This is a genomic window from Hymenobacter sp. APR13 (genome assembly GCF_000737515.1).
GTDB lineage: Bacteria > Bacteroidota > Bacteroidia > Cytophagales > Hymenobacteraceae > Hymenobacter.
In genome coordinates this window covers 1,655,001-1,677,304 of record NZ_CP006587.1, presented here as the reverse complement: position 1 = coordinate 1,677,304, position 22,304 = coordinate 1,655,001, and the positions used below count along the sequence as shown (strand labels likewise).

General features: G+C 61.5%; 15 protein-coding genes and 1 rRNA gene (1 of these 16 only partly in view). 6 read left to right on the top strand and 10 right to left on the bottom strand.

Annotated features, from left to right (window positions below):
- Positions 1–155: 155 nt before the first annotated feature.
- The 9 genes from N008_RS06970 to N008_RS24015 form a co-directional block, all read right to left on the bottom strand.
- Positions 156–1,802 (bottom strand): TldD/PmbA family protein, encoded by a 1,647-nt coding sequence (locus N008_RS06970; RefSeq protein WP_044014792.1) that lies wholly within the window; start codon positions 1,800–1,802, stop codon positions 156–158.
- 273 nt (positions 1,803–2,075) lie between these two features.
- Positions 2,076–3,728 carry a TldD/PmbA family protein gene (locus tag N008_RS06965; RefSeq protein WP_044014790.1) on the bottom strand — a complete coding sequence of 551 codons (1,653 nt, stop codon included), beginning with the start codon at positions 3,726–3,728 and terminating at the stop codon, positions 2,076–2,078.
- A gap of 107 nt (positions 3,729–3,835) precedes the next feature.
- Positions 3,836–3,967, bottom strand: coding sequence for a hypothetical protein (locus N008_RS24020; protein ID WP_262489705.1), 132 nt, complete (start codon positions 3,965–3,967; stop codon positions 3,836–3,838).
- Complete coding sequence (locus N008_RS06960; RefSeq protein ID WP_156109072.1) at positions 3,967–4,653, bottom strand: hypothetical protein; 687 nt, start codon at positions 4,651–4,653, stop codon at positions 3,967–3,969. Before N008_RS06960 ends, N008_RS24020 begins: the two co-directional genes overlap by 1 nt.
- Positions 4,654–4,730: 77 nt before the next feature.
- Complete coding sequence (locus N008_RS06955; RefSeq protein WP_044014787.1) at positions 4,731–6,065, bottom strand: TldD/PmbA family protein; 1,335 nt, start codon at positions 6,063–6,065, stop codon at positions 4,731–4,733.
- A 145-nt stretch (positions 6,066–6,210) separates the two neighbouring features.
- Positions 6,211–7,857, bottom strand: coding sequence for a TldD/PmbA family protein (locus N008_RS06950; RefSeq protein WP_044014785.1), 1,647 nt, complete (start codon positions 7,855–7,857; stop codon positions 6,211–6,213).
- A 118-nt stretch (positions 7,858–7,975) separates the two neighbouring features.
- Positions 7,976–9,022: a 5-methylcytosine restriction system specificity protein McrC gene (locus N008_RS06945; protein WP_156109071.1), complete on the bottom strand. Its 1,047-nt coding sequence runs from the start codon at positions 9,020–9,022 to the stop codon at positions 7,976–7,978.
- Positions 9,023–9,223: 201 nt separating this feature from the next.
- Positions 9,224–10,534 carry an AAA family ATPase gene (locus N008_RS06940; protein WP_052381290.1) on the bottom strand — a complete coding sequence of 437 codons (1,311 nt, stop codon included), beginning with the start codon at positions 10,532–10,534 and terminating at the stop codon, positions 9,224–9,226.
- Between the two features lie 123 nt (positions 10,535–10,657).
- A complete protein-coding gene (locus tag N008_RS24015; RefSeq protein ID WP_262489704.1) occupies positions 10,658–10,780 on the bottom strand; it encodes a hypothetical protein in 123 nt (40 codons plus the stop codon).
- Positions 10,781–11,126: 346 nt separating this feature from the next.
- On the opposite strand from N008_RS24015, the gene N008_RS06935 reads away from it, so the two are divergent.
- Positions 11,127–13,616: a M1 family metallopeptidase gene (locus N008_RS06935; RefSeq protein WP_044014781.1), complete on the top strand. Its 2,490-nt coding sequence runs from the start codon at positions 11,127–11,129 to the stop codon at positions 13,614–13,616.
- A 227-nt stretch (positions 13,617–13,843) separates the two neighbouring features.
- Here the strand turns inward: N008_RS06935 and N008_RS06930 are convergent, their stop codons facing one another.
- On the bottom strand, positions 13,844–15,931 hold the full coding sequence (locus tag N008_RS06930) for a sigma 54-interacting transcriptional regulator (RefSeq protein ID WP_044018417.1): 2,088 nt from the start codon (positions 15,929–15,931) through the stop codon (positions 13,844–13,846).
- A 207-nt stretch (positions 15,932–16,138) separates the two neighbouring features.
- On the opposite strand from N008_RS06930, the gene N008_RS06925 reads away from it, so the two are divergent.
- From N008_RS06925 to N008_RS06905, 5 genes are all read left to right on the top strand, one after another.
- Positions 16,139–17,479, top strand: a complete 1,341-nt coding sequence (locus N008_RS06925; RefSeq protein WP_081910654.1) for a TolC family protein — start codon at positions 16,139–16,141, stop codon at positions 17,477–17,479.
- A 114-nt stretch (positions 17,480–17,593) separates the two neighbouring features.
- On the top strand, positions 17,594–18,025 hold the full coding sequence (locus N008_RS06920) for a universal stress protein (protein ID WP_044014779.1): 432 nt from the start codon (positions 17,594–17,596) through the stop codon (positions 18,023–18,025).
- Between the two features lie 112 nt (positions 18,026–18,137).
- Positions 18,138–19,250 carry an HlyD family secretion protein gene (locus N008_RS06915; RefSeq protein WP_052381287.1) on the top strand — a complete coding sequence of 371 codons (1,113 nt, stop codon included), beginning with the start codon at positions 18,138–18,140 and terminating at the stop codon, positions 19,248–19,250.
- 70 nt (positions 19,251–19,320) lie between these two features.
- Positions 19,321–20,892, top strand: a complete 1,572-nt coding sequence (locus N008_RS06910) for a DHA2 family efflux MFS transporter permease subunit (protein WP_044014776.1) — start codon at positions 19,321–19,323, stop codon at positions 20,890–20,892.
- Between the two features lie 780 nt (positions 20,893–21,672).
- Positions 21,673–22,304 (top strand): 16S ribosomal RNA (locus tag N008_RS06905) (it continues 881 nt past the right edge of the window).

Genomic DNA, 22,304 nt, shown 5'->3' with positions numbered 1-22,304 from the left:
GTCGTTTGGATGGGAAGTAGCCCTAGCTGTAGTTGCCTCACCCCAACCCCTCTCCAAAGGGAGAGGGGCTCTAGCTCTAGTGTTCTAGCTGGACTATCTTTTTAGAGCTAGTTCCCCTCTCCCTTTGGAGAGGGGTTGGGGTGAGGTCCTCGCCGCTAGATTTTCCGGGCGGTGTTGATGACGTTGACGCCGTTGAAGCGGGTGGTGCTGGAGCCGTGGCTCACGGCCGACACCTGGCTGGGCTGGCCCTTGCCGTCGAAGAAGGTGCCCAGGAAACGGTAGTCGGAGGCGTCGCAGGAGCCGGCGCAGGAGTTCCAGAACTCCTGGGTGTTGGCTTGATAGGCCACGTCTTCGAGCATGCCCGTGATTTTGCCTTTCTCGATGGCGTAGAACACCTTGCCGCCGAACTGGAAGTTGTAGCGCTGCTGGTCAATGGAGTAGGAACCCTCGCCGGCAATGTAGATGCCCTTGTCCACCTTGCTGATCATCTCGTCCACGCTCAGCTTTTCGGTGCCGGGGCGCAAGCTCACGTTGGGCATGCGCTGAAACTGCACGCTGCTCCAGGAGTCGGCGTAGCAGCAGCCGTCGGACTCGGTCTGGCCCACGATGGCCGCCTGGTCGCGGATCTTCTGGTAGTTCACCAGCTTGCCTTCCTTGATCAAATCCCACTCCTTGGTCTTCACGCCTTCGTCGTCGTAGCCCACGGCGCCGAGTGAGCCGGGCTGCAGCTTGTCGGCCACAATGTTGACCTGTTTGGAGCCGTAAGGCAGGTTCTTGGCCTTCCATTCCAGCGTGGCGAAGGAGGTGCCGGCGTAGTTGGCCTCGTAGCCCAGCACGCGGTCCAGTTCCAGCGGGTGACCCACGCTTTCGTGGATGGTCAGGCCCAGGTGCGAAGGGTCCAGCACGAGGTCGTACTTGCCGGGCGTTACGGATTTGCAGGTGAGCTTTTCCTTGGCCTGCTTGGCGGCCAGGGCGGCGTCTTCCAGCATGTCGTAGCGCTGCTTGTAGCCGATGACGCTGGTGCCCTGCGGGCCGGCCATCTTGTCGGCGGCGCGGGGCGTGAGGTACTCGTAGCCGAGGCCCATCGGCGAGGCCATAGCGCCGCGCGAGCGGAACTTGCCGGTCGTGCGGTCTACCACCGTCACATCGAACGTAGGCCAGATGCGGTGGATGTCCTGGTCGATGTAGGAGCCGTCGGTGCTGGCGAAGTACTTCTGCTCGTTCACCTGAAACAGGGCCGAGTTGACGTAGCTGGCGCCGTTGCTGAGGGCCGCGCCGTTGGCGGCCAGCAGCAGGTCTACCTTCTCCTTCACGGGCACCTCGGCGAAGTTGCGCTCGATGGGCGTCTTCCAGCTCACCTCGCCGTAGCCGCGCTGCGGGGCCAGCTGCACGGGCTGCTTCTGCACCTTCTGGTTGGCTTTGGCAATGGCCACGGCCGTGCGGGCGGCTTCGGCCAGGCCAGCTTCCGTCACGGTGTTGGTAGAAGCGAAGCCCCAGGCCCCGTTCACCAGCGCCCGCACACCTGCCCCAAAGCTCTCGGTGCTCACGATGTTCTGCACCTGCTTCTCGCGCGTGAAAACGTACTGGTTGAGGTAGCGCCCGATGCGCACGTCGGTGTAGCTGGCGCCGGCGGCTTTGGCCGCGTTCAGTGCCGCATCCGCCAGCCGCTTTTTCAGGGCTGGGTCGATGGCGTCGAGCAGCTGCTCGGGCTCGACGAAGATACCGCCCATGCCCGGTAGGCTGGGGAGCAGCAGACCGCCGGCCGCTAGGCCGGTGAGTCCCACAAAATCACGTCTTTTCAAAGTGCGGAAATGTTAGGGGAGAAGGAATACACACGTAAGGCAATAGATACGGCAACCGGGAGCAGGGTTGTTTGGCGTCGCCGTAATATTTGGAAAAGCTAATAAAAAAACCGCCCGGAATTTTCCGGGCGGTTTTTATGACTGGATGAAACGTACAAGGCCGTCATGCTGAGCTTGCCGAAGCATCTCTACCGCTTCGTTGTAACAGCGTTGATTAGCCAGAGATAGAGATGCTTCGACTTCGCTCAGCATGACGTTCTGTGAACCGTAGGCTTAAATCTTGCGGGCGGTGTTGATGACGTTGACGCCGTTGAAGCGGGTGGTGGCGGAGCCGTGGCTCACGGCCGAGCTTTGCGAAGGCTGGCCTTTGCCGTCGTTGAAGAAGCCGGCCAGCCGGTAGTCGGAGGCGTCGCAGGAGCCGGCGCAGCTGTTCCAGAACTCCAGCGTGTTGGTCTGGTAAGCCACGTCTTCGAGCATGCCCGTGATTTTGCCTTTCTCGATGGCGTAAAACACCTGCCCGCCGAACTGGGAGTTGTAGCGCTGTTGGTCGATGCTGAACGAGCCGTTGCCGGCAATGTAGATGCCCTTGTCCACCTTGCTCACCATCTCATCCACGCTCATCTTGGTGGTGCTGGGGCGCAGGCTGACGTTGGGCATGCGCTGGAACTGCACGTCGCGCCACGACTGCGAGTAGCAGCAGCCATCCGACTCGGTCTGGCCCACGATGGCCGCCTGGTCGCGGATTTTCTCGTAGTCCACGAGCGTGCCTTCCTTGATCAGGTCCCACTCCTTGGTTTTCACACCCTCGTCGTCGTAACCTACCGCGCCGAGTGAGCCGGGCTGCAGCTTATCGGCCACAATGTTGACCTGCTTGGAGCCGTAGGGCGTGCCTTTGGCCTTCCACTCCAGCGTGGCGAAAGAGGTGCCGGCGTAGTTGGCCTCGTAGCCCAGCACGCGGTCCAGCTCCAGCGGGTGACCTACCGATTCGTGGATGGTCAGGCCGAGGTGGTGCGGGTCGAGCACGAGGTCGTATTTGCCGGGCGTCACGCTCTTGGCGGTCAGCTTCTGTTTCACCTGCTTGGTGGCGCGCACCACGTCTTCCAGGATGTCGTAGGAGTTGCGGTAGCCGAATACGTCGGACCCTTCGGGCCCGGCAATCTTGTCTTCGGGCTTAGGCGTGAGATACTCGTAGCCTAGGCCCATCGGGGCGCTCAACGACTGCCGCGAGCGGAACTTGCCCGACGCCCGGTCGATGGCCGTGACGCCGAACGTGGGCCAGATGCGGTGCACGTCCTGGTCGATATAGGAGCCGTCGGTGCTGGCGAAGTACTTCTGCTCGTTCACCTGAAACAGCACCGAATTCACGAACGACGCGCCGTTGTCGAGGGCCTTGGCGTTGGCGTTCAGCAGCAGATCCACCTTGTCCTTGATGGGCACGGCAAAGGCGTTTTGCTGAATCGGGGCCTTCCAGCTTACCTCGCCAAACCCGCGCTGCGGGGCCAGCTGCACCGGCTGCTTCTGCACCTTGGAGTTGGCTTTGGCAATCTGCACGGCCAGCTGCGCGGCCTTGGCCATGCCCGCCTCGGTCACGATGTTGGTGGAGGCGAAGCCCCAGGTGCCGTTGGCAATTACCCGGATGCCTGCCCCGTAGCTCTCGGAGCTGACGATGTTCTGCACCTGCTTCTCGCGGGTGAACACGCCCTGGTTGAGGTAGCGCCCAATGCGCACGTCGGCGTAAGTAGCGCCAGCCGACTTGGCCGCATTCAGCGCCGCATCCGACAGCCGCTTCTTAATGGCCGGGTCGTCGGCCGCGTCGAGCAGACGCAACGGGTCCACGGCCGTGCCTTCGCCGAAACCTGGAATAGTAGGCAGCAGCAAAGCGCCGGTAGCCAGGCCCGTTAGGCCTACAAAATCACGTCTTTTCATGGTCAGTAAGTGAAGGGAGGAAGGAGCGAAGAAGTGGATGAATATGCGTTCAGGTAGAGTGAGAATTCTCAACACTCCTCTGTTTGCTCCTTCATTCGCTCATCAAATTACACGGTGTTGAAGAAGCTGTTGAAAGCGAATTCACAGATTTCGGATGGAGTCGCCAGGTTGTTTTTCTCGTGCAACGGCTTGCCAGTCGTTTTCAAGTTGCTGAGCGTGGTGTTGGTGCCAGCAGCCATTAGCGGCTGGTGCCGGAAGCTCGGCTGATGTAAACGTTGAACTCTGTGACAATAGAAATCAGGTTGCGGTAGTGGTAGTCTTTTTCGCCAGCCCGCACCTTGGCCGCTAACTCAGGATAGTCGTGCAGATACTGGCTCATTACTTCCTTGAAAGATCCCCGGTATACCTGCATCAAGACGCCATTGCGCCGAACAAAAAAGTGGCTGTTGGTATACGGTATGGCTGCCCCTAAAATAGCGCCGCCCGCAGGCAAAGCCACCGGGATACGCTGGGCTTCAGCCTGCAGAAAAATCTCCACTGGGCCATTTACAAACCGCTCAGCCAGTATTTCCTGGTCGTACAGCTCCTCCCCGTCGGGCAGCAGCATGGTTTCCAAATAATGGGTTCCGGCCGTGATGCTGTGTACCCGGGAAACCTGCATATTTTGCTTTTTCGGCTTAGGCTTACTTTGAGGATGCGCCGGGTAATAACTGAAGTCAGCACCAATGCCGGGGTACGTGGTAGGGATGGGCACGTAGCCCTGAATAAGCTGTCCGTCGAGCAAGCGTATAGTGCCGGGCAGGTAGGATACAAAGGTGCCGTGGTACACAGCCGTATCAGAAACCGCTGCAACAGAAGAGGTGGTTTGCTGAGCGGCACCTGCACAAGGAAATAGAAAAGCAGCTGCGTAAAAGAAGTGCTTCATGCGGATAGGTGTAAACAAGAAATAAACGGCTCCTCCAGGTTGGAGGAAGCCGTTTACTTCGGAAGTAAACCAAGGCCCTACACCGCGTCCGACAGGCTGGTGAACGTGAAGTCGCGGATCTTGAGCGGGGGTACGAGGTTGCCGCCCACGCGCACCGGCTTGCCGATGGCTTCCAGGTTGTTAAGCATGATAATCGGCGACTCGTTGAAGCGGAAGTTCTTCACCGGGTGCTTGATGCGGCCGTTTTCGATGTAGAACGTTCCGTCGCGGGTGAGGCCGGTGTAGAGCAGCGTTTGTGGGTCGACGGGGCGGATGTACCACAGGCGCGTCACGAGGATGCCCTTGGCCGTGCCCTTGATCATGTCCTGCACGCTCTGGGTGCCGCCTTCCATCACCCAGCCATCGGGGCGGGGCAGGTCGGGAATGCCGGCTTTCTGGGCCCAGAACCGCGACGAGTACAGGTTCTTCACCACGCCCTTCTCAATCCAGGTGGTTTTCTTCTGCGGGCGGCCGTCGCCGGAGAAGCTGAGGCTGGCAATTTCGGGGTTGGTGGGGTCAGAGTAGATGGTTACCCGCTCGTCGAAGAGCTTTTCACCCTTCTTGTTGCCGCCGCCTTTTTTGCTCAGGAACGAGCGGCCTTCGTCGGCGCTGCGGGCGTCCATGGCGCTCATCAGGGCCTGCAGCAGCGAGGCGTCGGTGTTGGCTACCAGGGCGGCGGGCTCCAGAATCACGGTGTATTTGCCGGGCTCCAAAGCCTTGGCATTGCGCGACATGGCGGCCTTATCGGCAGCTACGCGGGTGAGGGCGGCGGCATCGAACTTGCCGGAGTCGTTGTAGTCGGCGGTGGCGTAGCCCGAGCCGGTGCCGTCGGGCGTGCGCACCGTGATGCTGAACTCCAGGTTGGTGAGCTGCTGGTAGGCCTCCAAGCCCTTGCTGTTGCGCTTGGCAATGAAGGAGGCGCCGTCGTTGAGGAAGGCCGCCGACGAGAGCTTCTTCTCGTCGCAGATTTTCATGCTGGCTCCCACCTGCTGGGCGCGGTAGTCAGGCGTGATGCCGGCCGTGCTGGCCGCGTACGACTTGGGCGCGCCCACGTACTGCTGAGCACCCAGGAAAGGCATGTACTCGGAGCTTTCGGGGGCGAGGCGCGCAATTTCCTCGGCGCGCTGCACGCAGCGGCGCAGGGTAGCGTCGTCGAACTCGTTGCAGGTAGCTACGCCGCTGCGCTTGCCGAAACGGGCTTCCACGCCCAAGCTCACGTTATCCACGGCGCCGCTGGTGCTGATGGAGTTGCGGGCCGAGCGAACGTTGCCGCCGGTTTCGCCGGTGAGCGTGGCTTCACACTCGTCGGCGGTAGCAAAGCTCAGCACCTTTTTCAGGATAGCCTGCGCCTCGTCTTTGGAAAGAATTGCCATATGGTTGATGTGCTGATGTTGGATGAGTGGATGGGTCAGCAGACAGTCATGCAGAGCGCAGCGAAGCATCTCGCCAGCGTAGTAATTCTACCACACTAGCGAGATTCCTCGCGCTGCTCGGAATGACGTTCTGCTGAGAGTCGCATTATACTTTCCGGGCCGTATTGATGACGTTGACGCCGTTGAAGCGGGTAGTGGCAGAGCCGTGGCTCACGGCCGACACCTGAGAGGGCTGGCCCTTGCCGTCGAAGAACGAGCCGAACAGCCGGTAGTCCGACTGGTCGCAGATAGCGTTGCAGGAGTTCCAGAACTCCTGGGTGTTGGCCTGGTAGGCCACGTCTTCGAGCATGCCAGCAATCTTGCCTTTCTCGATGGCGTAGAACACCGTGCCGCCGAACTGGAAGTTGTAGCGCTGCTGGTCGATGCTGAACGAGCCGCGGCCGGCAATGTAGATGCCTTTGTCCACCCCCTTTACCATGTCGTCCACGCTCATCTGCGAGGAACCGGGCTTGAGGCTGATGTTGGCCATGCGCTGGAACTGCACATCCTGCCACGACTGCGCGTAGCAGCACCCGTCGGACTGGTTTTGCCCGACGATGTGGGCCTGGTCGCGGGTTTTCTGGTAGTCCACCAGCTTGCCTTCCTTGATGATGTCCCACTGGCCGGTTTTCACGCCCTCATCGTCGTAGCCCACGGCGCCGAGGCTGCCCGGCTGGGTTTTGTCGGCCACAATGTTCACCAGCTTGGAGCCGTAGGGCGCGTTTTTGGCTTTCCATTCCAGCGTGGCGAAGCTGGTGCCGGCGTAGTTGGCCTCGTAGCCCAGCACGCGGTCCAGCTCGGTGGCGTGCCCGATGCTTTCGTGAATGGTCAGGCCCAGGTGGTTGGGGTCGAGCACGAGGTCGTACTTGCCCGGCGTCACGGATTTAGCCGTCAGCTTTTCCTTGGCCTGCTTGGCGGCCAGGGCGGCATCTTCCAGGATGTCATAGGAGTTGCGGTAACCCACCAGACCGGTGCCAGCCGGCCCGTTGATGCGGTCGGCGGCTTTGGGCGTGAGGTACTCGTAGCCCAGGCCCATCGGCGCGCTCAGGGCCTCGCGGGTGCGGAACTTGCCGGTGCTGCGGTCAATGGCCGTAGCGCTGAACGTGGGCCAGATGCGGTGGATGTCCTGGTCGATGTAGGAGCCGTCGGTGCTGGCGAAGTACTTCTGCTCGTTGATCTGGAACAGCGACGAATTCACGAACGATGCACCGTTGTCGAGGGCCTTGGCGTTGGCGGCCAGCAGCAGCTCCACTTTCTCTTTCACGGGCACCTCGAAGGAGTTCTTCTCGATGGGCGTTTTCCAGCTTACCTCGCCGTAGCCGTTCTGCGGCGCCAGCTTCACCTGGTCTTTCTGCACTTTGGCGTTGGCCTTGGCAATCTGCACGGCCAGCTGCGCGGCCTTGGCCATGCCCGCCTCGGTCACGGTGTTGGTGGAGGCAAATCCCCAGGTGCCGTTGGCAATTACCCGGATGCCGGCCCCGTAGCTTTCCCCGCTGGCAATGTTCTGCACCTGCTTTTCGCGGGTGAAGATGCTTTGGTTGAGGTAGCGCCCGATGCGCACGTCGGCGTAGGTGGCGCCGGCCGATTTGGCCGCGTTCAGGGCCGCATCGGCCAGCCGCTTCTTGATGGCCGGGTCTACGGTTTCCAGCAGCCGCAGCGGATCAACGGGCGTGGCGCTCAGGCCCGGAATGGCGGGCAGAAACAGGGCGCCGGTTGCCAGGCCGGTGAGGCCCACAAATTCGCGTCTTTTCAAAAGAGTAGAGGTTTGGTGATAGGAAGTGGAAGGACAGAGGAAGCGGGGTAACTAGCTGTTGCAATCTACTGACGCAACTGCGGTTTCAGGGCTGCATTCGTTCATAAAACCCACAATTTTATTGCTGATCCGGCAATTGCAGCAACCCCAGCAAATCCGCCGCAATACCTTCCCACGGCTGCGCCAGATCCAGCGTGACCACGCGCACGGGGTGGCCGCCGAGCGTGTAGCGCACATCCAAGGTTTGGGCAGCGGCCGGATACAGCAGGATGCCTTCCAGCTGCTGGCCGGGTAGTGCGGGCTGGTTTTGCAGGTAGGCGTAGAGTTGGTAGAGGTGGGGCGAAATCAGCTTTTGCTGGTGGTAGCGTGGGCGCAGGGCGGCGGCGTAGTACTTGGTATCGAGGATGATCTTGCGGTCGGGGCTTTCCAGCGACGTATCCGTAATCATGGCCGGCAGCAGGGCCAGGGCCTCGGCGGTTTCGGCCTGGGCCTGCCACGGAATGGTTTCCGACGACACCCGGAACTGCCGCTGCTCCAGGCGGTAGAAGTTGCGCACAAACTGCTCGAACAGCTGCGCCATCAGCCGCTCGTCGCGGCGGAAATCGTGGAAGCGGGAGGCGCCGGCTGCCTCGGGCGTGGGCAGGGCGCTGTGGTGAATCAACTCGCACACGTTCAGCAGGAAAGCAGGCAGCCCGGTGGGCCGCAGCCGGCGCACGGCGCGCAGCGTAGCGGCCGAAAGCGGCAGCGGCGCCACGGCCGGCGGAAACCGTTGTAGCACTCGCTTTACTTCGTGGCGGAGGGTGGCCGGCAGCGCTCGGGTGCGGGCCAGCTGCTGCAGGGTGCCCAGCAGGAGTTGGTTGGCGGGCGTGGCCACACTCAGCTCATCGTAGGTGCAGATGGCGCGGCCCTGGGGCAGCAGGTTACGGGCCAGGGTAGAGGCCAGCAACAGGCGGCCGCGCAGTTCGGGCAGCTCCTGCGTTTGCTCGGAATAGCCGGTGGGCAGGCCCTGCCGGAGCAGCCGCCGGGTGCCCGTGAGCAGCAGGTGCGCCAGAAGCTCCAGCGGCCGGTGGAAAGCGGCCGCCTCCACGGTCTGTTGCTCGGCCGGTTCCGGCAGGCGGTTCCAGGCGTAGCAAAGCAGGTAGTAGAGGTTCTGAATCGGAATCATGTAGAACACGCTTTAGCTTGTTCGCGCTGGTGAGTGGCGGTGTAAGTGCGGACGGCGCGGGTTCAACTGGCCACTGCGCGTCCTCCGGTCGGAGACCGGGGCGATACGCCGGCCACCGGTCTTGCGGCTGTGCCGCGCAGACCGGGGCCAGCGGACTCTCCACAACCAGCCATTTAACCATCAAGCAATTCAGCCATTCACCTAACCCAGCAGCTTCCTTTTCTGGGCGGCGGCCTTGGCGGGCTGGTCCAGCCAGTAGTCATCAAGCAGCGGCCCGATTTCCTGCTCCAGAATCAGGGTGAGCCAGGATTCGGCCTCGGCGGCAGATGCAGGGGGCTGGCAGAAGTAGCTGTGGCCGATGCGGAACTCCGGGCCCAGGTCGGGGTCGTCGGTGATGGTTTGGTTGAGGGCCGTGAGGTGTTGCGTGAGGCGCTGGACCACGGCGGCCGGCACGCCCTGCGCCGCCAGCAGTTGCTGGAGCGGTTCCCCAAACTCCGGCTCCAGCTCCACGAAGGCAAACCGCCGCCGCAGGGCATAGTCCAGCGGCGCGAGGCTGCGGTCGGCCAGGTTCATGGTGCCGATGAGGTACACGTTTTCGGGCACGAAGAAGCGCGAGGCTTCCGCCGGGCTGTAGGGCAGGCGCACGGCGTGGGCCGGGCCGCGCTTGTCGGCCTCCAGCAGCAGCAGCAGCTCCCCGAAGATGCGGCTCAGGTTGCCGCGGTTCAGCTCGTCAATCAGCAGAAAATAGGGCCGCTCCGGATCCTGGGCGGCGCGGCGGCAGAAGTCGGGCAAAATGCCTTCCTGCAGCCGGAATACGCCCTGCGCATCGGGCCGGAAGCCCTGCACGAAATCCTCGTAGCTGTAGCTCGGGTGAAACTGCACCATCTCCACGCGCGTGGCGTCGGTGGCGCCCAGCTCCAGCCAGGCCAGGCGCCCCGCCAGGAAGGTTTTGCCAGTGCCGGGCGGACCCTGCAGAATCAGGTTGCGGCGGCGGCGCAAACCGGCCAGCGCATCGGCCAGCTTGCCTTCCGAAACAAACAACTCCTGCAGTGCCTGCTCACGGCCGTACGGCTCGGTGGGCAGCGTGTAGGCGGGGGCGGGCTCGTGGGCCTGCGTCTCCGTTTCAGTGGTGGGGGCCGGGGCTGGTTTCGGTGGTTTCGGGGTGGCTTCGGGGCCTACGTACAGCGCCTGCATATCCTGCTGGGCGGCCACGTCGCCATCCAGCGGGGAGTTGGCGAGGGTGGGGCGCTTGGTGGCAATAGTGAAGTCGAGGCGCTCCAGCACGCGGTTGGTGGGCGCGCCGGCAGCCAGTGGCCACGCGGCCTCGGGCTGCCCCAGCGCCAGCCGAAACGCCAGCTGCGCCACGGCCCGTGGCGCGTAGCGTCGGCCCCGGTACACCAGGTCGTAGACGGTGCTCAGGGGCATGCGCGGGCCTTCGCGGTCGAGGTGGCGCAGGGCGCGCAGCACCTGCTCGCGGGTGAGCTGCGTGGGGTCGAGGTCGGGAGTGGGCATGCGGGTCTAAAGTACACGCAAAACAGCGGCGGGCCGAATAAAATGCCGGAAACGGGCAGTGGTGCGCCACAAAAACGCCCGGCTTCCTGGGAGGAAGCCGGGCGTCCGGGAATGCGGGGCAGCTTACTTCTGCTGCGTGGTTTTCTTTTTGCCGTCGGGCTTGTCCTTCACCGTTTCCTCGTTCTTCTTTTCGTCGCGCTTGGTTTCGGGGTCGGTATGCTTGGGGGTGGAGGCGGTCTGGGCCATGGGGGTATAAGCTAAGGTGAATGGATGCAGGAGTGTACGCAGCAAGCCCCTGCAAGGCTGCTAAAAGCCGGGATTTTGTAGCCTTGCCCGCATATTCCGGCTGTTGTTTACCTTTCCTTCAGTGATGCAGCAACAGCGCCGGAATCCATCCTTCAGCACGGCAGAAGCAGCTGTGCCGATTAGAAATATCTGTTAAATTGATTATTTATTTACATAGTACCTTGTTTTGCATAGTACCGTTTTATATGTTTGTTGCAGCTAGTCCGGGGCGCAATAACTTCCCCAAAAGCTGCAGCCTCCGCGCCATTGCGGTGCCCTTGCTTTCCCTTCCCTTCCTTCCATACTCATGAAAAACCTGCTTACTGCTGCCGGTTGCGTGCTGGCTACCACGGCGGCGCTGGCCCAACAGGCCCCATCCACGCCGTCCGCCAACCCGACCCTGCAGATCTACCGCGCCTCCGCCACCAAGGTCAACGACTTGGTGCACACCAAGCTCGATGTGCGCTTCGACTACGCCAAGCGCTACCTCTACGGCAAGGAATGGGTGACGCTGAAGCCCCACGCCTACGCCACCGACTCGCTGCGGCTCGACGCCAAAGGCATGGACATCAAGCAGGTGGCGCTGGTGAACGGCCAGCAGCTGACGCCGCTGAAGTTCGACTACACCGACCAGAACAACCTGCGCATCTACCTGGGCAAGGCCATGGCGCCCGGCACCAGCTACACCGTCTACATCGAGTACACGGCCAAGCCCGACGAGCTGAAGGTGCAGGGCAGCGCGGCTATCAGCGACGCCAAAGGCCTGTACTTCATCAACCCCGACAGCGCCGTGGCCGGCAAGCCCGTGCAGATCTGGACCCAGGGCGAGACGGAAGCCTCCTCGGCGTGGTTTCCGACCATCGACCGGCCCAACCAGAAAACCACCTCGGAAATCAGCCTGACGGTACCCAGCAAGTACGTGACGCTGAGCAACGGCGCGCTGGTGAGCCAGACGCCCGCCGGCGCGGGCCTGCGCACCGACACCTGGAAGATGGACCTGCCCCACGCGCCCTACCTGTTCATGATGGCCGTCGGCGACTTCAAAATCTACAAGGAAACCTGGCGCGGCAAGGAGGTGAGCTACTACCTCGAGCCCAAGTACGCGCCCTTCGCCAAGCAGATTTTCGGCAACACGCCCGACATGCTGGAGTTCTTCTCCAACCGCCTCGGCGTGGAGTATCCGTGGAATAAATACGCCCAGGTGGTGGTGCGCGACTACGTGAGCGGGGCCATGGAAAACACCTCGGCCACGCTGCACGGCGAGTTTGTGCAGATGACCGACAAGCAGCTGCTGGACCGCGAATACGGCAACGAATCGGTCATTGCCCACGAGCTATTCCACCAGTGGTTCGGCGACTACGTGACGGCTGAAAGCTGGAGCAACCTCACGGTGAACGAAAGCATGGCCGACTTCTCGGAAGGCCTCTACGCCGAGCACCGCTACGGCGCCGACGCCGGCGACTCGCACAATCACCGCAACCTGCGCAACTACCTGCGCAGCGCCCCCGACGCCCAGAAAAACTTGGTCCGCTTCCATTATGCCGATAAGGAGGAGATGTTTGACCTGGTGAGCTACCAGAAAGGCGGCGCCATTCTGGACATGCTGCGCACCTACCTCGGCGACGACGTGTTCTTCGCCGGCCTGCAGAAATACCTGCAGGACAACAAATTCGGCAACGGCGAGGCCCACCAGCAGCGCCTGGCCATGGAAGCCGTGTCGGGCCAGGATCTGAACTGGTTCTACAACCAGTGGTACTTCGGCACCGGCCACCCCGTTGTCACGATTGACTACGCCTGGGACGCCGCCCAGAAGGTGCAGTCCGTGACCGTGAAGCAGACCCAGCCCGGCCAGCCGTTTCAGCTGCCCTTCGCCATTGATTATTACGTGAACGGCCAGCCCCAGCGCCAGCGCGTGATGATGACCCAAGCCACCCAGACCTTCACGATGCCGCTTTCGGCCAAGCCGAACCTGGTGGACGTGGACGCCGAGAAAACGCTGGTGTGGCAGCAAACCGACAACAAGCCCGTGGCTGAGTTTGCCTACCAGTATGCCCACGCCCCGCTCTACGTGGCGCGCCGCGAGGCTCTGCTGGCCGCTGCCGCCAAGCAGGACACCGATGCCGCCGCCCGCAAGCTGCTGCTGGCTGGCCTCAACGACAAGTTCAACAACCTGCGCATGGTGGCCGCCGAGCGCCTGAAGCTCGACAACAAGGACATTGCCAAGGAAGCCGCGCCGGCGCTGCGCAAGCGGGTAGCCACCGAAAAAGACCCGCACGCTCTGGCTACGGAGCTCACGGCGCTGGCCAAGCTCAAGGAGAAGAAGGATGAAAAGCTGTTCAGCCGCCAGCTGAGCGCGCCGTCGTACACGGTGCAGGCGGCCGCGCTACAGGCGCTGGGTGAGGTGCAGCCTGCCCTGGCCCTGACCAAAGCGCAGGCCCTGGAAAGCAGCGAAGACGCCGGCATCAGCCAGGCCGTGGCCAGCGTTTACAGCCAGCACGGCGGCGACGCCCAGTGGGCCTACGTGCGCACTCGGTACGATGCCGCCGATGGTCAGAACAAGTTCGGCTACTTCGAAGGCATGGGCACGATGCTCACCCGCCTCAACGACCCCAAGGCCTTCACCGAAGACGTGGAGCGCCTGCGCGACCTGGCCATCAAGTACAAGCGCTACGGCGCCGCGGAGCCCGTAATTGAGGCCCTGCAGGCCGGCGCCAAAGCCCAGGCCGGCAAACCTGCCGCCGCCGCCAACCAGGCCACCGCCGAAAAAGCCATTGCCGATATTCAGGCTGCGAAATAAGCCAGTTTGTTAGAGTTGAAAAGGCCGCCCTGCGCAAGCAGAGCGGCCTTTTTTGCTGAAGAGAGATAGAGCTAAAAGCTAGTTCCCCTCCTTGGAAAGGAGGGGCTAGGGGTGGTTGACAGTCGTTGGACGGTTGCTAGAATTAATTCTAAAATCTGTTCTGGCGCAAGATCAACCACCCCTAACCCCTCCTTTCCAAGGAGGGGAACTAGCTCTAGCTCACTCACTCACTCGCCCGCCTCCACCGTGCGCCGGATGCCCAGCTTTTTCATGCGGGCTTCCAGCGTTTTGGGGTTGATGTCGAGCAGGACGGCGGCGCCGTTGGGGCCGCTAACCCGGCCGCCGGTGCGGTGCAGCGCCGCCAGAATATGGTCGCGCTCCTGCTCGCGCAGGGTTTTGAGCGGGCCCCCGGCATCGGCGGCAGCGGGAGCGGCCTGGGTGGCCGCCGCAAAGCCCTGAAACTCCAGAAACGGCCCTTGGCTGACTATCACGGCCTGTTCCAGCACGTGCTCCAGCTCGCGCACGTTGCCCGGCCAGCCGTACTGCTGCAGGGCGCGCAAATCCCGCTCGCGCAGGCCGCGCACGGGCTTGCCCATCTGCTTGGTGAAGCGCTCCAGAAAGTGCCGCATCAGGGGCTCAATGTCTTCGGTCCGCTCGCGTAGGGCCGGCAGCCGGATCGGAAACACGTTGAGGCGGTAATAGAGGTCGGCGCGGAAGTGTCCGGCCGCCACTTCCTCTTCCAGCACGCGGTTGGTGGCCGCAATGACGCGCACATCGGCCCGGATAACGCGCCGTCCGCCAATGCGCTCGAACTCCTTTTCCTGCAGCACCCGCAGCAGCTTAGCCTGTAGGTCGAGCGGCAGTTCCCCTACTTCGTCCAGGAAAATCGTGCCGCCGTCGGCCAGCTCAAACTTGCCGATGCGCCGGTCGTGGGCGCCCGTAAATGCGCCCTTTTCGTGCCCAAACAGCTCACTTTCGATGAGCTGAGCCGGCAGCGCCGCGCAGTTAAGCTTGATGAGGGCGCGCTCCTTGCGCGGCGACAGGTTGTGCAGGGCCCGCGCCACCAGCTCCTTGCCGGTGCCAGTTTCGCCCTGGATGAGCACCGTGGTGTCGGTGGGCGCCACCTGCCGGATGCGGGTCTGCACCAGCTGCATCACCGAACTGGTCCCGATGAAGTCCTCGAACTTGGCCGTGGTGTTGATTTCGTCGAGCAGGTAGGTTTTTTCGCGCTCCAGCTGGGCACGCAGGGCCTCAATCTGCTCGAAGGCAAACAGGTTGCGCATGGCCAGCGTGATTTGCGGCGCCAGGCCCGCCACCAGGTCCAGGTCGGCGGTGGTGAAGGCGTCGGGGCGTCGGCTGGCCAGCACCAGCACGGCGGCCTGGGTGTCGTCGGTCCAGAGCGGCACGCCCAGCATGGCGCGGGTGCCGTTTTTCTCCATCGTGTACTGCAGCATGCGGTAGCGGCGGGCGGCCAGCTCGTAGTCGGGGCCGGTGAGCAGCAGCGGCTGCGAGAAGATGCCGAAGGTTTCGCGCTGCATCTGCTCCCGGTCGGCTACCCCGTCCCAGCGGCTTTCGGCCAGCGGCGCAAACGTGCCGTCGGGCTGCTTGGCAAACTCCGCGAAGCCCTCCGTGGCCGTTTCCCGCCGCTGAATGCGCAGCCCGAAGTAGTCGAGCGGCACGATGCGGTTGATTTCTTCCGCTACCGTCTGAAACAACGCCTGCCGGTCTTTGCTGCTCAGCAGCACGTTGGTCACCGACAGCTGCACCGATTTTTCCCGCTCCCGCCAGGCTATTTCCTCGAAGGCCAGGGCATTGTTCACGGCTACTGCCACTAGGCTCCCGATTTTTTCCAGCAGCGTCAGGTCGGCGGGCAGCAGGGCGGGGGCGCGCCGCGCCGCCATGCACAGCAGCCCGATCAACTGGCCGCCGGTGCGCAGTGGTACCACCGTCAGGTAGTGCACCTTGCGCTGCTCCAGCAGTACAAACGGCATGAAGTCCGGGTAGTCCGCCGTCAGCTCCCGGATGTCAATCTGCTGCACCCGTGGGTCGCGCACAAACAGCTCAGTCGGGGAGTTTTCCACCGGCATCATGCCGGCTGCATTTTGCGGCATCGGGTAGGGCACCTCGCCCAAGTAGTCGCGCATGAACAGCCGCTTGTAGCGCTGGGCGCTGTCGAGCGTGATGATGGCAATCATGTCGAAAGGAAAAATCAGCCGCAGCTTCTCCGTTACGAGCTGAAAGAGCTTGTCTTTACTGCGCGTGGTAGCAATGGCCTCGTTGAGGTACAGCAGCAGCGACTCTTCTGACTGTGGCATGGTATTTTGCTGAAATAGCAGGAACAAAATTCAGGTAATCCTGATATAACAGGAAAACGCAACCGAGCGAAATTAGGTTGTTTGAGGAAGGAGTAAAAAAATAATTGCTTTTAAAGCATGAAAACGCGGTTTTTGCGCGGGTTAAAATCGTTTTAATGATTTGGCACTGGATTGGGTAAGAACGGTGTACCAACAAGCTGTAACCCGATGCTTTCCCGACCTCAATTTGCCGCTTCACTCCTGATGCTGGGGCTGCTGACCGCCGCCGGTGCCGCGCAGGCCCAGGTGCTCTCCGATTCGCTGACGCTGGATGGCACTATCCGGTCGGTGCTGGATGCCAACCCGGCCATCACGACGCTGGAAGAAGAAGTGAATGCCGCCACCAGCCGCGTAACGCAGAGCCGCGGCGGTTTCCTGCCCCAGATTACGGGCACGGCCACCTACACCCGCATCGACCCGGTAGTGCAGGTGCAGCTCAGCCCCGACGCCCCGGCCTTTCAACTGGCGCCCAACAACAACTACGACGCCCACATCACGCTGCAATACGGCCTGCTGGACTTCGGCAAGAAGGACGCCACGTATAATCTGGCCGAAAGCCGCCGCCTGACTGCCGTCGACCAGATCAACGTAACCCGCCGCGACCTAGCGTATTCTGCCGCCCAAGTCTACTACAACATTCTATTTGTGCGCGAAAGCATCAAGGTGCAGAACGCCCAGATTGCCTCGCTGCAGCAGCACAAGCGCGAAATGGAGAAGCGGGTGGAAGGCGGCGTGAGCACGCGCTTCGACGTGACCACCACCGATGTGCGCATCACCCAGGCCCAGAATACCAAAATCGACCTCGAAAACCAGCTCCGCAACCAACAAGTGCAACTGGCCCGCCTGCTGCACAAGCCCGAGTACGTAGACGTACCGGTGCGCGGCACTTTCGCCTACCAGCCCACCGCCGTCGACCTGAACCAGGCCCTGGCGCAGGCCACCGAAAACCGCCCCGAAGTGAAGCTGGCCCGCGACGCCGAGCAGACCGCCAACCTCAACCTGAAGCTGATTGAGCGCGCCAACACGCCCACGCTGGGAGTAGGGGCGCAGCTGGGCGGGAAAAACGGCTATCTGCCCAACCTCGACAAGTTCCGGCCTAACTCGGTGGGCGTGGTGCAGTTTTCGGTGCCGATATACGATGGGGGCAGAAACAAAAACCAGCGGGTAGAGGCCCAGGCCAACATCCGCGGCTCGCAGGCCCGCATCCAGGATACGCAGGAGCAAATCCGCGCCGACGTGCGGCAGGCCGTGAACAACCTGCAGTCGAGCACGGCCCGCTACGACAACGCCCAGCTGCAGATCAGCCAGGCCACCGACGCCCTCACCCGCGCCAAAGCCCGCTACCGCTACGACGTGGGCACCAACCTCGACGTGCTGGACGCCGAAACCTCGCTGGCCCAGGCCCGCCTGGCGCGGCTGCAGGCCATCTACAACTACACGCTGGGCCAGTACCAGCTCAAGCGCGCCACCGGCGAGCAGATCTGGGCCGGTACAGCACCTGCCAAGTAGACGAGTAACTGAGTAGTTGAGCAACTGAGTAAAGGCTTTTGCTGAACCAGAACGACCTACTCTTCTATTTAACTACCCGCTACTCAGCTACTCCATTACTCAGCTACTCTCCACATGACCATTGCCACCGTTCTTTGCCCAGTCGACTTCTCAGAAGCTACGGCGCCGCTGGTCGCCTATGCGGCTGCGCTGGCCGCCGGCACCCACGCCGAGCTGCGCTTGCTGCACGTGCTGGAGCCGCAGCCGGTGCTGGAAAACCTGCCCGATCTGGCGCTGGCCCAGCAGCTGGCCCATTATCATGCGCTGGCTACGGCCGCCGGGGCCCGCGTCAGCACGGCCGTGGTGCACGCGCCTGATGTGGCCCAGGCCATTGTGGCGGAAGCCCGCCGGCACCCTGCCGACCTCATCGTAATCGGGGCGCACGGTCGCACCGGCCTGAACCGGTTTCTGATGGGCAGCACGGCCGAAACTGTCGTGCGTACCGCCTCCTGCGTCACGCTGCTGGTGAAGTCGCCGGTGGATACGTCCTACCGGGCCTCGGCTTAGTGGTTAGTTGCTGGTTTTCAGATTTCAGAACAACTGAAGCCTGACGACCAGCATCCAGCAACGGCCAACCAACAACTAACAACTCCCAAAAAAACCTCCTTCTTATTCTGACATGGCAACTCCCGTTCAACAAGATCCGGCCGTAGCTACTTCTCGTCCTGCTGCTCCCGCCTACGAGCCCGCCGTGGACGAACAGCCCGTCGGCCGCTCCAAGCGTCCTATCATTCTGATTATTGTGGCGCTGGTGCTGCTGGTTGGCGGCTATTTCGGCTGGCAGCGCTACCAGTTTGGCCTCAGCCACGAAGAAACCGACGACGCCCAAGTGGAAGGCGACGTGTACCCGATTCTGCCGCGCATCGGTGGGCCGGTGGTAGAAGTGAAGGTGCAGGACAACCAGGCCGTGAAAAAAGGCGACGTCCTCGTCACCCTCGACCCCGCCGACTACCAGCAGCGCGTGAATGCCGCTGAGGCCGCTCTGGCTGCCGCCCGCGCCAATGTAGTGGCCGCCGAGGCCGGCGTAGGTACCGCGCAGGCCAACGTGAGCAGCGCCCAGTCGGCCATCGGCGTCAGCGACGCCAACCGCTCCCGCCTCGAAAAAGACCTGAAGCGCAGCGCCTTCCTGCGCAAAGAAGACATCATCCCGCAGAGCGAGTACGACGCCGTGCAGGCCAATCTGAAGTCGACCAGCGCCCAGCGCTCCACGGCCCAGCAGCAGGTGCGCGTAGCTCAGCAGCAGGTAGCCGCCGCCCGCCAGCAGATTGCCGTAGCCGAAGCCGTAGTAAAGCAGCGCCAGGCCGACCTCGATAACGCCAAGCTCCAGCTCAGCTACACCACTATCACGGCTCCCGGCAACGGCGTGGTCAGCAAGAAAGGCGTGCAGCCCGGCCAGGTAGTAAGCCCCGGCCAGCAGATGATGGGCCTGGTAGCTTCCGAGCAAACCTGGATCATCGCCAACTTCAAGGAAACCCAGCTGGAAAACATGAAAGTGGGCCAGCCTGTGAATGTAGAGGTAGATGCCTACCCCAACGAGGAGTTCCAGGGCCACATTGAGTCGCTGTCGGCTGCTACCGGCGCCCGCTTCGCCCTGCTGCCCCCCGATAATGCCTCCGGCAACTTCGTGAAAGTGACCCAGCGCGTCCCCGTCAAAATCGTGCTCGACAAAGCCGACCCCGAACACCCCCTCCGCGCCGGCATGAGCGTGGTAGCCACGGTGAAGGTAAAATAGTGCCTGGCTTTCGGGTCGGATAAAATCAGCCCGCCCCAAGCACGAAGCACCAACAACTAAGCACAACTAAATGGAAACCGGATTAACGAAATGGATCATCGTGGCGACGGTGGTGTTGTGCACGCTGCTGGAGCTTATCGATACCAGCATCGTGAACGTGGCCCTCACGCAAATGATGGGCAACCTCTCCGCCACCCAGCAGGAGGTAAGCTGGGTGGTGGCCTCCTACGGCATTGCCAACGTCATCGTCATCCCGATGACGGGCTTTCTGGCTGAGCAGTTCGGCCGCCGCAACTACTACCTCTTCTCCGTGATTCTGTTCACGCTGGCTTCCATGGCCTGCGGGCAGAGCACCAACATCTGGGAGCTGGTGGCGTTCCGCTTCATCCAGGGTATTGGCGGGGGCGCCCTCATGGCCACCTCGCAGGCTATTCTCATTGATACGTTTCCGCCCAAGCAGCTGGCGCTCGGGCAGGCTCTGTTCGGCATGGGCGTGATTATCGGCCCCACCATCGGCCCCACGCTCGGCGGTTTCATCGTCGACAATTACTCCTGGCCCTGGATCTTCTACGTGAACGTGCCCGTGGGCATCATCGCCGCCTTCTGCACCGTGCTCTTCATCCGCGACCCGGAACGCATCAAAAACGCCATTCCCCGGCCCCTGCGCGACATCGACTGGACCGGCATTTTCCTGCTGATTCTGGGCGTTGGCTCCTTGCAGCTGGTCCTGGAGCAGGGCGAGCGGGAAGAATGGTTTGAAAGCGCCTACATTCTGGCCTTCACCGCTGCCTCTATTATAGGAGTCGTCGGATTCATCTGGCGCGAGCTAACCGCCGAGCAGCCCATCGTGGATCTGCGCGTGCTCACCAAAAGCCGCAACCTGGCCGTCGGTGCGTTCCTGTCGTTCATCCTCGGGTTCGGCCTGTTCGCCTCCGTCTTCGTGTTCCCCATCTTCTGCCAGCGCATTCTGGGCTTCACCGCCGCCCAAACAGGCCTGCTGCTGCTGCCAGGCGCCCTGCTCTCCGGCTTCATGATGCCCATCGTGGGCAAGATGATCCAGAAAGGCGTGCCTCAGAAGTTCATGCTGCCCATCGGCTTCGGCGTCTTTTTCATCTTCTCCTACTGGATGAGCCGCCGCATCACGCCCCTGGCCGGCGAAAGCGACTTCTTCTGGCCCCTGATGCTGCGCGGCTTCGGCCTAGCATTGCTGTTCCTGCCTATTACTACTATGTCGCTATCGGGCATCAGCGGCAAAGATGCCGGCCAGGCCGCCGGCCTCACCGGCATGATCCGGCAATTGGGCGGCTCGTTCGGCGTCGCCCTAGTCGGTACCTATATAGAGCGCACCTCCTTCCACAACCGCGTGGCCTTGCTGCCCAACATCTCCCTCTACGACCCCGAAACGCAGCAGCGTGTCCAGGGCCTCACCGCCGGCTTCATGGCCAAAGGCGCTTCTCTGATGCAGGCCCAGCAGCAAGCCTACGCAGCTTTGGAAGGCATGCTCATGAAACAGACCGCTATCATCACCTACGGCCAGACCTTCCTGTTGATTGGCTTGTTCTTCCTGGCGTGTCTGCCATTAGTACTGATCATCAAACGCGCCCGCCCCGGCGAAAAGATTGACTTGAACGCAGCCCACTAAGCCCACGACATACCATATAGTATATAGTAGCGTGTTCTGGCCAGCAGTATCACCCGGCTCTATCTGCCCAGTCACAGGCCTGCTCAGCATAGTTTGCAGCAATGAGCGGTAATGTTTGCTACCAGATAAAAGCGGTTACTGAGGCTGTTCCAGATAGCCGATCAAGTTTTTAAGTATGAAGCCTCACCGCCAGCCCTAAGCCAAAAGGATTGGCTGTGAGGCTTTTTATTGGAATTGGCATCTGATAAAACGACGCTATAAGGTATGTTTAACGTAGTTTTTGTCAAAGGCCACTTGTAAAAGCAAAAAGGCGTCTTACCTTTGCACCCCGCTTCAACCGGAGGCGGCCACTGAAAAACACGGCACAGAAAAACATGAAAAGTTTTTCTTGCAAATCAGAAACCGCTTCTTACCTTTGCAGCCCGCTTCGTTCGGAAGGGGATTACGAGAAAGAAAGAGCAGCGAAAAACACGAAAAGTTTTTCTTGCCGATTGCAAAAAGCTGCTTACCTTTGCAGCCCGCTTCACACGGGAGAGGGAAACGAAAGACAAGCTTACCGACTCACTCGCTGAGTCACCGAGTTTCACCAATTGGGTGAAACACACGTTCTTTGAATGGATGGAAATGACAAATAGGTAAGCTTCGCGGCCGGCTTTTCTTCGGAAGGGCAGGCGCAACAAGCAAAGAAGCGTGACGGGTTTGGACAAGACACGTCAACAATACCGGGTCGGATCAGCACTTGACATCAGCCTATCTTCGGATAGGTGTAGAGAATTTCTTACAATGGAGAGTTTGATCCTGGCTCAGGATGAACGCTAGCGGCAGGCCTAATACATGCAAGTCGAACGGGTATAGCAATATACTAGTGGCGCACGGGTGCGTAACGCGTAACCAACCTGCCCTGAACTGGGGGATAGCCCGCCGAAAGGCGGATTAATACCGCATAACACTTCTCACTGGCATCAGTGGTTAGTTAAAGATTTATTGGTTCAGGATGGGGTTGCGTGACATTAGCTAGTTGGCGGGGTAACGGCCCACCAAGGCGACGATGTCTAGGGGACCTGAGAGGGTGATCCCCCACACTGGCACTGAGATACGGGCCAGACTCCTACGGGAGGCAGCAGTAGGGAATATTGGGCAATGGGCGAGAGCCTGACCCAGCCATGCCGCGTGCCGGATGAAGGCCTTCTGGGTTGTAAACGGCTTTTCTCAGGGAAGAAAAAGGTGATGCGTCACAAACTGACGGTACCTGAGGAATAAGCACCGGCTAACTCCGTGCCAGCAGCCGCGGTAATACGGAGGGTGCAAGCGTTGTCCGGATTTATTGGGTTTAAAGGGTGCGTAGGTGGCCCGTTAAGTCCGGGGTGAAAGCCCACAGCTCAACTGTGGAACTGCCCTGGATACTGGCGGGC